This is a genomic window from Streptomyces sp. CB02980 (assembly GCF_014451325.2).
Lineage (GTDB): Bacteria > Actinomycetota > Actinomycetes > Streptomycetales > Streptomycetaceae > Streptomyces.
The window spans coordinates 345210-356900 of sequence record NZ_JACSCH020000004.1 but is presented as its reverse complement, the minus strand read 5'-3'; the positions used below and the strand labels follow the sequence as shown (position 1 = coordinate 356900).

At 72.4% G+C, this 11691-nt stretch carries 14 protein-coding genes; 7 read left to right on the top strand and 7 right to left on the bottom strand.

Features of this window, described 5'->3' with window-relative positions:
- Positions 1–34 precede the first annotated feature (34 nt).
- Positions 35–691 (top strand): snapalysin, encoded by a 657-nt coding sequence (gene snpA / locus E0F75_RS11850; protein WP_187622469.1) that lies wholly within the window; start codon positions 35–37, stop codon positions 689–691.
- A 121-nt stretch (positions 692–812) separates the two neighbouring features.
- Here the strand turns inward: snpA and E0F75_RS11845 are convergent, their stop codons facing one another.
- From E0F75_RS11845 to E0F75_RS11835, 3 genes are read right to left on the bottom strand one after another with little or no spacing between them, the layout of a single operon-like run.
- Positions 813–1232, bottom strand: coding sequence for a DUF6304 family protein (locus tag E0F75_RS11845; RefSeq protein ID WP_187622468.1), 420 nt, complete (start codon positions 1230–1232; stop codon positions 813–815).
- Positions 1233–1274: 42 nt separating this feature from the next.
- Positions 1275–1586: a hypothetical protein gene (locus E0F75_RS11840; RefSeq protein ID WP_187622467.1), complete on the bottom strand. Its 312-nt coding sequence runs from the start codon at positions 1584–1586 to the stop codon at positions 1275–1277.
- Between the two features lie 43 nt (positions 1587–1629).
- A complete protein-coding gene (locus E0F75_RS11835) occupies positions 1630–2211 on the bottom strand; it encodes a dihydrofolate reductase family protein (RefSeq protein ID WP_187622466.1) in 582 nt (193 codons plus the stop codon).
- Between the two features lie 120 nt (positions 2212–2331).
- Between E0F75_RS11835 and E0F75_RS11830 the strand changes: the two genes are divergently transcribed.
- Complete coding sequence (locus E0F75_RS11830) at positions 2332–2907, top strand: TetR/AcrR family transcriptional regulator (protein WP_187622465.1); 576 nt, start codon at positions 2332–2334, stop codon at positions 2905–2907.
- Between the two features lie 15 nt (positions 2908–2922).
- Here the strand turns inward: E0F75_RS11830 and E0F75_RS11825 are convergent, their stop codons facing one another.
- On the bottom strand, positions 2923–3978 hold the full coding sequence (locus tag E0F75_RS11825) for a family 2 encapsulin nanocompartment cargo protein polyprenyl transferase (RefSeq protein ID WP_374115391.1): 1056 nt from the start codon (positions 3976–3978) through the stop codon (positions 2923–2925).
- Between the two features lie 94 nt (positions 3979–4072).
- Positions 4073–5491, bottom strand: coding sequence for a family 2B encapsulin nanocompartment shell protein (locus E0F75_RS11820; protein WP_187622464.1), 1419 nt, complete (start codon positions 5489–5491; stop codon positions 4073–4075).
- A 287-nt stretch (positions 5492–5778) separates the two neighbouring features.
- Between E0F75_RS11820 and E0F75_RS11815 the strand changes: the two genes are divergently transcribed.
- Positions 5779–6369, top strand: a complete 591-nt coding sequence (locus tag E0F75_RS11815) for an N-acetylmuramoyl-L-alanine amidase (RefSeq protein WP_187622463.1) — start codon at positions 5779–5781, stop codon at positions 6367–6369.
- A 47-nt stretch (positions 6370–6416) separates the two neighbouring features.
- Complete coding sequence (locus tag E0F75_RS11810; RefSeq protein ID WP_187622462.1) at positions 6417–7409, top strand: 1-aminocyclopropane-1-carboxylate deaminase/D-cysteine desulfhydrase; 993 nt, start codon at positions 6417–6419, stop codon at positions 7407–7409.
- A gap of 21 nt (positions 7410–7430) precedes the next feature.
- Here E0F75_RS11810 and E0F75_RS11805 read toward each other — a convergent pair whose 3' ends face one another.
- Positions 7431–9026 carry a Na+/H+ antiporter gene (locus E0F75_RS11805; protein ID WP_187622461.1) on the bottom strand — a complete coding sequence of 532 codons (1596 nt, stop codon included), beginning with the start codon at positions 9024–9026 and terminating at the stop codon, positions 7431–7433.
- Between the two features lie 39 nt (positions 9027–9065).
- Here E0F75_RS11805 and E0F75_RS11800 point away from each other — a divergent pair, with 39 nt between their 5' ends.
- The 3 genes from E0F75_RS11800 to E0F75_RS11790 all read left to right on the top strand — a co-directional run bounded on the left by E0F75_RS11800 (position 9066) and on the right by E0F75_RS11790 (position 11125).
- Positions 9066–9326, top strand: coding sequence for a UBP-type zinc finger domain-containing protein (locus tag E0F75_RS11800; RefSeq protein ID WP_187622460.1), 261 nt, complete (start codon positions 9066–9068; stop codon positions 9324–9326).
- Between the two features lie 318 nt (positions 9327–9644).
- A complete protein-coding gene (locus E0F75_RS11795) occupies positions 9645–10058 on the top strand; it encodes an anti-sigma regulatory factor (RefSeq protein WP_019889334.1) in 414 nt (137 codons plus the stop codon).
- Positions 10055–11125, top strand: a complete 1071-nt coding sequence (locus tag E0F75_RS11790; RefSeq protein WP_187622459.1) for an RNA polymerase sigma factor SigF — start codon at positions 10055–10057, stop codon at positions 11123–11125. The genes E0F75_RS11795 and E0F75_RS11790 overlap by 4 nt, the downstream gene beginning before the upstream one ends.
- Before the next feature lie 6 nt (positions 11126–11131).
- On the opposite strand, the gene E0F75_RS11785 is transcribed toward E0F75_RS11790, so the two are convergent.
- Entirely contained in the window at positions 11132–11563 is a 432-nt protein-coding gene (locus tag E0F75_RS11785) for a hypothetical protein (protein ID WP_187622458.1), read from the bottom strand.
- Positions 11564–11691: the final 128 nt, after the last annotated feature.

Genomic DNA, 11691 nt, shown 5'->3' with positions numbered 1-11691 from the left:
GACTCTCTCCCATCCCCTACAGGAGGAGCCCCCCATGCGTCACCCCAAGGTCCTCACCTCTGTCCTGGCCACCGCCCTCGGCCTCGGTCTCGCCGCCTCCCTCGGCGCGGCCCCGGCCGTGGCGGCGAGCGCCCCCACCGGCGTCCCGTCCGCCGGCAACGCCGCCGTGGCGTACGCCGGTTCGGCCGAGGAGGCGAAGGCCAACCAGGCCTTCTTCGACGCCGTCGTGAAGTCGGTGGCGAAGAAGCGGGCCGCCGCTCCCGGCGCGGCCGCCGTCACCGTGGTCTACAGCGCCTCCAACGCGCCGAGCTTCCGCAGCCAGATCTCCCGCTCGGCCCAGATATGGAACAGCTCGGTGGCGAACGTCCGGCTCGTCGAGGGCGGCAACCCGGACTTCGCCTACTACGAGGGCAACGACTCCCGTGGCTCGTACGCGAGCACCGACGGCCACGGCAGCGGCTACATCTTCCTCGACTACCGGCAGAACCAGCAGTACAACTCCACCCGTGTGACCGCCCACGAGACCGGGCACGTCCTCGGGCTGCCGGACCACTACAGCGGTCCGTGCAGCGAGCTGATGTCGGGCGGCGGCCCCGGCACGTCCTGCCAGAACGCCCAGCCGAACGCCCAGGAGCGGTCCCGCGTCGACCAGTTGTGGCGCTTCGGCCTCGCCTCCGCGTTCAAGAGCTGAGCACGCGCAGAACGAGAAGCGGCGGCGCCCCCTCCCCGGGGCGCCGCCGTCCTCGTTCTCCGTTCCGGTACGGGTGCTCTCAGGCCGCCTGGAGCAGCCCTCAGGTCACCTGAAGCAGCTCTCAGGCCGCCTGGAGCAGTCGGCGGCCGAAATCCGCGCCGGGCGGCAGCTGGCGCCTGACCCGTTCGAGCGCCCCGTCGAAGTCACCTCCGGCGACGCACGCTTCGAAGGCGGCGCCCCCGTAGTGCAGCGTCAGGCTGAGGTCCGCGCGCTCACCGAGGGTCAGCAGGCAGCTCAGCGTGGCCTGCTGGGAGGCACCATCCATGACGACGGGGAGCGGCAGGTCCCACTCCAGGACGCAGGCGGTGAGGGCCTGCCCGCCCTCTGCCGCCGCGCTGAGCGCGGCGAATCCCTCGCCCGTGTACTCGATCCCCCTGATCCGGGTGGCGACATGCCGCCCGTCGGCCGTGATGACGATCGCTTCCGCGCCGCTGCGGTCCCGGTACCAGCCGGTCCAGACTTCCGTCGACTCCGATGACATGCGCGGACTGTAGCCGTATGACCGGCTCCGGCGCGCGTCCGGTCACCCCGTGGCCTGACTTCTCCCGATCTCGCCGTTCTTGCCGGTCACGTGCGTGCTCGCGGCTTCCGCACCCGCGACGGGACGCGTGCCCGCCACCACGTCGGCAGCCGTTCGCGCGCTCCCGCCCAGGTCCGCCTCCACGCCCTCGTAGAGCGTGCAGTCCGGGTTGCGGCAGGGCTGCACCTCCCACTCCGGCACCCAGGCCCCGAGGACCTTGTGCCGGGTGGCCGTCGTCGCTCGCGGCTGCCCGCAGGCCGGGCAGCCGTGCTCGCCCCGGGGGTCCCGCGTCGTGTGAGGCACCTCGTCACCCATAGATCCAGGGTAGGACGGCTCACACGGGAGCGCCTGCCGCCGTCTACCGCTTCCTGGTGTACGTACGGACGAACGCTCCGTTGCCGAAGACGCGCAGGTCCTTCAGCTCGAAGTCGCGGGGCTCGAAGTCGGCGCCGAACATCGGCATGCCGGAGCCGTACACCTGCGGATAGGTCTTGATGATCAGCTCGTCGATCTCCTCGATGAGCTCGCCGGCGATCGTGGAGCCACCGCAGAGCCAGACGTCCAGGGGACTGTCCTCGGCCTTGAGCTCGCGGACGCGGCCGACGAGGTCGTCGGCGATCAGCTCCACGTTCGCGTCGGGCGACTCGCCCAGCGAGCGGGTGGCGACGAACTCCCGCAGGTGGCCGTACGGGCTGGTGACACCGATGTCCAGGGCGATCCGGTACGACCCCAGCCCCTGGACGACGGTGTCGAACCGCTTGTTGTCGGCGTCGATCCCGAGCATCTCCCGGCCCTGCGCCGAGACGGTCTCCGGGTACTCGCCGGTCAGGAACTCCAGAAACGGGGCGTCCACGAACTGGTACATGGAGGTGGCATCACCCTTGGGGTCACCGATGAAGCCATCGATGGTGCAGGCGATGAAGTACGTGAGCTTGCGCAAACCGGTCCTCTTCCACTACTGATCGCGGCTGCGATCGCAACCACGACGGTTATAGTGCTTCATCTGTAGTGGTTGCGCAAGCTCTATTTTCGAAGAAGTTCGACGAAGGAGGAACACGACATGGCGAGAAACCCCGAACGACGTACGGCGCTGCTCGACGCCGCCATCCAGGTCCTGGCGGACGAAGGGGCCCGCGGGCTGACCTTCCGCGCGGTCGATGCCCGCGCCGGGGTCCCCACGGGCACCTCGTCCAACTACTTCCGCGACCGGGACCAGGTGCTCTCCGAGGTCGCCGACCGGATCTTCGTACGGCTCACCCCCGAGCCCGGAGTCATCGAGACCGCCATGCTGCCGGCGCCGAGCCGCGCCCTGGTCTTCGAGCTCATGCGCCAGGTCGCTCAGCGGCTCGCCGCCCAGCGCACCTGCTACCTCGGGCTCTTCGAGCTCCGCCTCGAAGCGGTGCGCCGCCCCGAGCTGCGCACCCAGCTCACCAAGGTGCTCCGGAGCGATCTGGACGCCAACATCCAGGGGCACCTGCAGGCCGGGATGCCCGGGGACGCGGACACCGTCCGGCTGCTCTACTTCGCCCTCACCGGGCTGCTGCTCGACCACTTCACGGTCCCCGGCCTGCACGGCGACCGGGACCTGGACGACCTGATCGAGACCGTGGTCAACCGGATCGTCCCCGAGGCGTGAAGAGGCCCCGGGGTCTCAGCGCGTGCGCCGCGTGACGAACTCCGCGAGCGCCAGCATGTCCCCCGCCGCCGCCAGGTCCGGGACCGCCTGGGCCAGATGCTCGACGGCGCGGCCCATCCGCTCGGCCGCCTGGTCCTGCGCCCAGTCGCGCCCACCGGCCCGCTCGACCGCCTCCGCGGCCGCCCGCACCGCCGCGGCGTCGAGGACCGGGCGGGCGTACAGCTCGGCCAGTTCGTCGCCCGCCGGGGTTCCCGAGGCGAGCGCCGCCACCACCGGCAGCGATTTCTTGTGGGCGACCAGATCGGCTCCGGCGGGCTTGCCCGTGCGGTCCGGGTCGCCCCAGATCCCGATGAGGTCATCGATCAGCTGGAAGGCGAGGCCCGCCTCCCGGCCGAACGCGTCCATCGCCGCGACCTCCTCCTCCCCCGCGCCCGCGTAGAGCGCGCCGATGGCACAGGAGGCGCCGAGCAGCGCGCCGGTCTTGGCCGTGGCCATGGCCAGGCACTCGTCGAGGGTGACCTCGCGCGGCGCCCGCTGCTCGAAGGCGCAGTCCGCCTGCTGTCCCGCGCAGAGCTCGATCACGCAGGCGGCGAGCCGGGCGGACGCGGCCGCCGAGGCGGGGTGCGGATCCTCGGCGAGCATCCGCAGGGCGAGCGCGCTCATCGCGTCACCGGCGATCAGCGCGTCCGGGATGCCGAAGACCGTCCAGGCGGTGGGCCGGTGCCGCCGGGTCACGTCCTCGTCGACGATGTCGTCGTGGAGCAGGGTGAAGTTGTGCGCGAGCTCCACCGCCGCCGCGGCCCTCACCGCCGGGCCCTCGTCGGCGCCGAGCGCACGGGCCGCCGCGAGGACCAGGGCGGGCCGGATGGCCTTGCCCGGCTGCTCCGTGGCCGGGGTGCCGTCGGCGTGCTCCCAGCCGAAGTGGTACATCGCCACCCGCCGTATCGAACCGGGCAGGGTCTCGACGGTCGAGCGCAGTTGGGGATGGACGGCCGCCCGCGTGCGGTCCAGGAGCCGCACGGCCCCCTGACCGTCGGTGACGGCATCCCCGCCGGCAATGGTCACGGTCACTTCCTTCGTCTCCTCCGTGGCGATGCTGCGCGGCGACGGGCCGGGAGCGCCCGGGGGCGGGAGGGTTCGGTCCCCGCCCCCGGGCGCCGTCGGCTCAACGCCAGCGGCTGACCTCGACGTTCTCCAGGACACCGAGCGCGTCCGGGACGAGGATCGCCGCCGAGTAGTAGGCCGTGACCAGGTAGGAGATGATCGCCTGCTCGTCGATGCCCATGAAGCGGACGGAGAGGCTCGGTTCGATCTCGTCGGGGATGCCGGTCTGGTGCAGACCGATCACGCCCTGGTCGGCCTCGCCCGTACGCATGCAGATGATCGAGGTGGTCCGGGCGTCCGAGACCGGGATCTTGTTGCACGGGTAGATCGGCACACCGCGCCAGGTCGGGATGCGGTTGCCGTTGATGTCGATCGTCTCGGGCACCAGACCGCGCTTGTTGAGCTCGCGGCCGAAGGCGGCGATGGCGCGCGGGTGGGCGAGGAACAGCTTGGATCCCCGGCGGCGGGAGAGCAGCTCGTCCATGTCGTCCGGGCTGGGGGCGCCGTCGTGGGGCTGGAGGCGCTGCTCGTAGTCGCAGTTGGCGAGGAGGCCGAACTCCTTGTTGTTGACCAGCTCGTACTCCTGGCGCTCGCGGAGCGCCTCGACCGTGAGCCGCAACTGCTGCTCGGTCTGGTTCATCGGCTGGTTGTAGAGGTCGGCGACGCGGCTGTGCACCTTCAGCACGGTCTGGGCGACGCTCAGCTCGTACTCGCGGGGCGAGGCGTCGTAGTCGACGTACGTGTGCGGGACGACGGCCTCGCCGACGTGGCCCGCGGAGAGGTCGATCTCGGCCTCGCCGTACTTGTTGGTCCGCTGGTGGGGCAGGGCGGCCACGCTCGCGAGGTGGGCGGCGAGCGAGCCGGCCCGCTCCGCGAGGTTCCGTACGTCGTCCCTGGTGAGCTCCAGGACCGTACAGGCGGTGGCGGCGCGGGCGGACCACTCCCAGGTGGCCTCCGGGTCGACGAGGGCGTTGTCGCCGAAGTAGGCGCCGTCGGCGAGGACTCCGAGGACTGCCTCGTCGCCGTACGGTCCCTCGCCGATCTGCTCGATCCTGCCGTGCGCGAGGAGGTGGACCCGGTCGGTCGGCTCGCCGGCGACGGCGACGACCTCGCCGGCCGCGTACTCCCGCTGGCGGCAGCGGGCCGCGAGCTCGGTCAGGGCCTCCTCGTCCTCGTAGCCGCGCAGGACGGGGAGTTCGCCGAGTTCGGCGGGGATGACCGCGACGCGCTCTCCGGTCTGGACGAAGGTGACCCGGCCGTCACCCACGGAGTAGCTGAGCCTCCGGTTCACCCGGTACGTACCGCCCTGCACCTGGACCCAGGGCAGCGCCCGCAGCAGCCACCGTGAGGTGATCTCCTGCATCTGCGGCGCCGACTTGGTGGTCGTGGCGAGGTTCCGCGCGGCAGCGGTGCCCAGACTCTGCTGCGGCGCCTGCTGCTCCGCGACGCGGACCTCGTCGCCAACCGAACCAACGGACATGGAACTCCCTCTCGTATGACTGAGTTGCGAGACGAAGCCTTTCAGCACGGAGCGTGTCGGCGCCATTACACATTCGAGTGGGACTGTTCGACGATCTTCGGGGCATGTCACGTGATTTCCATCCGAACAGCGGAGTCCCACCCGCCCCACGGGGCCCTGTCCGGATCGGCTCGCACACGGCCCGAACGGCTGGCAGCGGAGTGGCGGACTCCGGTACTCCGGAACCTCCGGCACTCCGGACTCCGGCGTTCCGGAAGCCCCCACCCGTCCTCCGAAGGGAGTCGGTCATGTCCACCCCCATGTCCGCGAGCAGGTTCCTCGACGCGCTGCGCGACGCGGACCTCGCGGTCGTCCAGGTCGGCGAATGGTCCACCCACAACCGCAACCACAAGGGCCCCTGGGGCCCCGTGCACGGCGTGATGATCCACCACACCGTGACCCGCGGCACCGCCAACACCGTCCGGATCTGCCGGGACGGCTACGAGGGCCTGCCGGGACCCCTCTGTCACGGCGTGATCGCCAAGGACGGCACCGTCCACCTCGTCGGCTACGGCCGCGCGAACCACGCGGGCCTCGGCGACGACGAGGTCCTCAGGGCGGTCGTCGCCGAGCAGGGCCTGCCCCGGGACGACGAGGCCACGACGGACGGAAACCGGTACTTCTACGGCTTCGAGTGCGAGAACCTCGGCGACGGCGCGGACCCGTGGCCGAAGGTCCAGCTGGAGGCCATCGCGAAGGCGGCGGCCGCGCTGTGCCGGGTGCACGGCTGGACGCAGCGCTCGGTCATCGGGCACCTGGAGTGGCAGCCCGGGAAGGTGGACCCGCGCGGCTTCACGATGGCCTCGATGCGCGAGCGGGTGGCCGACCTCCTGCGCTGACCGTTCGGAGCGCGCGGACCACGGCCCGGCACCCGGACAATGGCCGGGTGAACGCGTTCGACCTCTCCCGCCTGCGGCCCCGGCTCCCCTCGCCCCTGGAGCCGGTGGAGGACGAGCGCTTCACCCGGCGCGGGCTCACGCTGTCGCTCAAGCGCGAGGACCTCATCCATCCCGATCTGCCGGGCAACAAGTGGCGCAAGCTCGCGCTCAACCTGGAGGCGGCGGGCGGCCGTCCCGTGCTGACCTTCGGCGGCGCGTACTCCAACCACCTGCGCGCGGTGGCGGCCGCCGGACGGCTGCTCGGTTTCCCCACGGTCGGGATCGTGCGCGGCGACGAGCTGGCCGGGCGGCCGCTCAACCCCTCGCTCGCGCGGTGTGCGGCGGACGGGATGCGGCTCGTGTTCGTGGACCGGGCCACGTACCGCGCGAAGAACGACCCGGCCACGCGCGCGATGCTCCTGGAACAGGCCCCCGCGGGCGCGTACGTGGTCCCGGAGGGCGGCAGCAACGCGCTCGCCGTCCAGGGGTGCGTGGAGCTGGGCCGGGAGCTCGCCGGGGTGGCGGACACGGTCGCCGTCGCCTGCGGCACGGGCGGCACCCTCGCGGGTCTCGCGGCCGGCCTGTCCCCGGGGCCGGGGGCGCCTCCCGCCGGAGGCAGGGGGAGGGCGCTGGGCGTCCCGGTCCTCAAGGGCGGTTTCCTGGGCGGGGAGGTACGCGCCCTCCAGGAGGCGGCGTTCGGCGGTCCGCGCGGCGACTGGAGCCTGGACGAGCGTTTCCACGGCGGGGGCTACGCGCGCGTGTCCCCGGCTCTGGACGCCTTCGCACGCGACTTCGAGGCGCGGCACGGACTCGCCATCGAGCGGCTGTATGTGGCCAAAATGCTGCTCGGCCTCACGGCCCTGGCGGAGGAGGGCGCGTTCCCGGCGGGCACCCGGCTCGTGGCGGTCGTCACGGGCGCCCCGGACACGCCTCGGCAGGACGACGGGGCCGAGCCGAGGGGCGAGGCCCGGCAGGACGGCGGGGCCCCGCAGAAGAGCTAGACCCGGCAGGACGGCGGGGGCTCAGCCCGCGGTCTCCTCGCGGTAGGCCGCCGCCTCCTCCAGGTCGAGGCGGCGGAGCAGCGTCCGCATCATCTCGTCGTCGATCCGCCGGGCGTCGCGCAGCTGCACGAAGACCTCGCGCTCGGCGTCGATCATCTCGCGCGACAGGCGCCGGTAGGTGTCGTCGGCGGTCTCCCCGGTGACCGCGTTGACGGCACCGAGCCGCTCCCAGACCGCGTTGCGGCGTCGTTCCAGGACCGTGCGGAGCCGGTCGGCGAGGGGCTTCGGCAGGGCGTTGCGCTCGTCGGCGAGCAGCGCGTCGAGGCGCTCCTCGGCAGCCTGCGAGGCCTCGCTCTGGGCCTGTGCCTCGGCCAGGGTCTCGGCGTACCGGTCCTTTCCGGGAAGCTTCAGGAAGCGGATGAGGGGCGGCAGGGTGAGGCCCTGCACGACCAGGGTGCCGATGACGGTGGTGAAGGTGAGGAAGAGGACGAGGTTGCGGGCCGGGAACTCCACGCCGTCCGTGACCACGGGGATGGAGAAGGCGATGGCGAGCGAGACCACCCCGCGCATGCCGGCCCAGCCGACGACGAGCGGGGCCCTCCAGTCCACCTCCGGCTCCCGTTCCCGGACCCGGGCGGAGAGCCGGGGCAGGAAGGTCGCGGGATAGACCCAGACGAACCGGACCACGACCACCGCGACGAACACCCCGACCGCGTACCAGGCCGCCTCGCCGATCCCGTACGGCCCGAGTTCCTGGACGACGTACGGCAGCTGAAGGCCGATCAGGGCGAAGACGGCGGACTCCAGGACGAAGGCGACCATCTTCCAGACGGCCTCCTCCTGGAGGCGGGTCGCGAAGTCGACCTGCCAGGCGCGGTGGCCCAGGAAGAGGCCGACCACGACGACGGCGAGGACGCCGGAGGCGTGGACCTCCTCGGCCGCCGCGTAGGCGACGAAGGGGATGAGGAGGGAGAGCGTGTTCTGCAGGAGGGAGTCGCCGAGGCCCCGGCGCAGCCAGTGGATGGGGACCATGAGGACCAGGCCGACGCCGATGCCGCCGAGGGCCGCGAGCGCGAACTCCCCGAGGCCGCCGGCCCAGCTCAGGCCCTCGCCGACGGCCGCCGCGAGGGCGACCTTGTACGCGGTGATGGCGGTGGCGTCGTTCACCAGGGACTCGCCCTGGAGGATCGTGGTGATCCGGTTCGGCAGGCCGAGCTTGCGGGCGATGGCGGTGGCGGCGACCGCGTCCGGCGGGGCGACGACCGCGCCGAGCACCAGGGCGGCGGTGAGCGGCAGATCGGGCACGAGGACGTACGCGAGCCAGCCCACGGCCACGGTGGCGAAGAGGACGTACCCGACGGAGAGCAGGGCGACGGGCCGGATGTTGGCCCGCAGGTCGAGGTACGAGGAGTCGACGGCCGCCGTGTAGAGGAGCGGGGGCAGGATCAGCGGCAGCACGATGTGCGGGTCGAGCGTGTAGTCCGGCACTCCGGGGACGTAGGCGGCGGCGAGACCGGCGGCGACCAGGAGGAGCGGCGCGGGCACCGGGGTCCTGCGGGCGAGCCCCGCGATCGCCGCGCTCGCCGCCACGAGTGCCACCAGCTGTAGAGCGTCCATGCCCGTCCCCGTCTCGTCCCGCAACGTAACCTGGCCATCATGAGCGAGTGCCCGCACGTTGCCGAAATGCCGCGCCCCGAACCGGCGCCGCTGGCCGACACCTGCCCGGAGTGCCTGGCGGACGGCACGCATCCGGTCCAGCTGCGGCTCTGTCTGACCTGCGGGCACGTGGGCTGCTGCGACTCGTCGGCGGGGCAGCACGCGACGGGGCACTTCTCCACGACGGGGCACCCGGTGATGCGGACCTTCGAGCCGGGCGAGGCCTGGCGCTGGTGCTTCGTGGACGGGTCGATCGTCTGAGTCCGCGGCCGGGCCGATGGTCCGACCGTCCGGCGATTCGGCCGTTCGACGATTCGCCCGCCCCACGGTTGGGTACGTCACCCCTCCGCCGGTCGCTCGCTTCCGGCCCCCGCAGACCCCTACCCACCGTCCGCACCCATGGGCCTACCATGGGTGACGACCGGCGACCGGGGGCCGGTGGGGGCAGGGGTGCACGGCGACACGGCGGGACGGATCGCGATAGCGTCACGGCGGACTGCGCAGCCCCCTGCGTACCGCCCGGTTCGGGGGCCTCTCCCCCCGAGCCCCGAATGAGCTTGTGCCACCTTGGAGGTGAGGGTGTCCCAGATCGCAGGCGAGCCCGGGACCCAGGACTTCGTGGAAGTCCGGCTGCCCGCTGCGGGTGCCTATCTGTCCGTGCTGCGTACGGCCACGGCCGGCCTCGCGGCGCGCTTGGACTTCACCCTCGACGAGATCGAGGACTTGCGGATCGCGGTCGACGAGGCCTGCGCCATCCTGCTCCAGCAGGCCGTGCCGGGATCCGTCCTCAGCTGTGTCTTCCGGCTGGTCGACGACTCCCTCGACGTGACCGTCTCCGCCCCGACCACGGACGGCCGGGCGCCCGAGCGGGACACCTTCGCCTGGACGGTGCTGTCGGCACTGGCCGGGAAGGTGGAATCGTCGGTGGCCGATGACCGTACGGTCTCGATCAGCCTGTACAAACAGCGCGGCGCGGGGCCAGGCCCGGCGTGAGGCGCGGGGACGCGACGGCCGGCATCCCTGAGCAGCAGGCACGGCCGTATGAGGTCGCTACGGAGCAGGCGGACCAGATGAGCGAGCACGAGCAGCACCACGAGGTTCCCGAGACACCAGGCGTCTCCGAGGCCCCCCGGGGCCCCGCGCGTGCGGAGGGCTCCTCCGAGGCGGGCGGGACCGCGGCGGCGACCGCGGAGCCGGCCACCGAGGCCGTCGCCGGGACGGCCACGGAGCCGGTCGCCGAGGCGGAGAAGGCGGAGGACGCAGACGAGTCCGACGACGTCCCCGACGTCCCCGTCACTCCGGACCCGCACGACCGGAGCGGCGCCCGGAAGCTCTTCGTCACGCTGCGTGAGCTGCCGGAGGGTTCCCCCGAGAAGGCCGAGCTGCGCAACCAGCTGGTGCGGATGCACCTGCCGCTGGTCGAGCACCTGGCCCGGCGCTTCCGCAACCGCGGCGAGCCGCTGGACGACCTGACGCAGGTCGCGACCATCGGTCTGATCAAGTCGGTGGACCGGTTCGACCCGGAGCGCGGCGTCGAGTTCTCGACGTACGCGACCCCGACGGTCGTCGGCGAGATCAAGCGCCACTTCCGGGACAAGGGCTGGGCGGTCCGGGTGCCGCGCCGGCTCCAGGAGCTGCGGCTCTCGCTGACCACGGCGACGGCGGAGCTCTCCCAGCAGCACGGCCGCTCGCCGACCGTGCACGAGCTGGCCGAGCGGCTCGGGATCTCGGAGGAGGAGGTCCTGGAGGGTCTGGAGTCGGCGAACGCCTACTCGACGCTCTCCCTGGACGTCCCCGACACGGACGACGAGTCGCCCGCGGTGGCGGACACGCTCGGCGCGGAGGACGAGGCCCTGGAGGGGGTCGAGTACCGCGAGTCGCTCAAGCCGCTGCTCGAGGACCTGCCGCCCCGGGAGAAGCGGATCCTGCTGCTTCGCTTCTTCGGGAACATGACCCAGTCGCAGATCGCGCAGGAGGTCGGCATCTCGCAGATGCACGTCTCCCGGCTGCTGGCTCGGACCCTGGCGCAGCTGCGGGAGAAGCTCCTGGTCGAGGAGTAACCCTCGTCAGCTTTCCTGACCGGGGCGCCGGATGCCGAGCGCCTCGGTCGTGGCCGGGTTCACCAGGAGGACGAGCCCGGTGACGGCCAGGACGCCGAGGACGACGCCGGCCGGGATCATCACGCTGTTCGCCTGGAGCATCTGCCAGGCGACCGGCAGGGCCAGGATCTGGGTGATCACGGCCGGACCGCGGCTCCAGGAACGGCGCATCCACAGGCCACGGGCGGCGGCGAGCGGGATGAGTCCGAGTGCGACGAGCGTCACGGCGCCCGTCGCGGCGCCGGTGAGGTCCTCGGACGTCCCGGCCAGCGCGTGCACCAGCATGTAGACACCCCCGACGAAGAGGCCGAGGGCCTCGACACCGGCCACGGCCGCCGCGGCGGCGAGTCGGGCGGGGCGGGGGGTCTGCTCCGTGCTGCTCTCAGCGGGACTGCTCATACAGGGCAGGGTAGCGGGGGCCGGCCGGCCCGGCCGAAGCCGGGCGAGTGCCCGCTACGCGAAGCCGGCCGAGGGACGACGACCGAGCCCGGACGGACAGCCGAGGGACGGCGGCCGAGCCCGGACGG

Bases quoted from the DNA above. Each gene is read 5' to 3' on its own strand.
- E0F75_RS11785 (WP_187622458.1), bottom strand. From the start codon at position 11,563: ATGAGCAGTCCCGCTGAGAGCAGCACGGAGCAGACCCCCCGCCCCGCC.
- E0F75_RS11820 (WP_187622464.1), bottom strand. From the start codon at position 5,491: ATGTCCGTTGGTTCGGTTGGCGACGAGGTCCGCGTCGCGGAGCAGCAG.
- E0F75_RS11830 (WP_187622465.1), top strand. From the start codon at position 2,332: ATGGCGAGAAACCCCGAACGACGTACGGCGCTGCTCGACGCCGCCATC.
- E0F75_RS11800 (WP_187622460.1), top strand. From the start codon at position 9,066: ATGAGCGAGTGCCCGCACGTTGCCGAAATGCCGCGCCCCGAACCGGCG.
- E0F75_RS11845 (WP_187622468.1), bottom strand. From the start codon at position 1,232: ATGTCATCGGAGTCGACGGAAGTCTGGACCGGCTGGTACCGGGACCGC.
- E0F75_RS11805 (WP_187622461.1), bottom strand. From the start codon at position 9,026: ATGGACGCTCTACAGCTGGTGGCACTCGTGGCGGCGAGCGCGGCGATC.
- E0F75_RS11840 (WP_187622467.1), bottom strand. From the start codon at position 1,586: ATGGGTGACGAGGTGCCTCACACGACGCGGGACCCCCGGGGCGAGCAC.
- E0F75_RS11815 (WP_187622463.1), top strand. From the start codon at position 5,779: ATGTCCACCCCCATGTCCGCGAGCAGGTTCCTCGACGCGCTGCGCGAC.
- snpA (WP_187622469.1), top strand. From the start codon at position 35: ATGCGTCACCCCAAGGTCCTCACCTCTGTCCTGGCCACCGCCCTCGGC.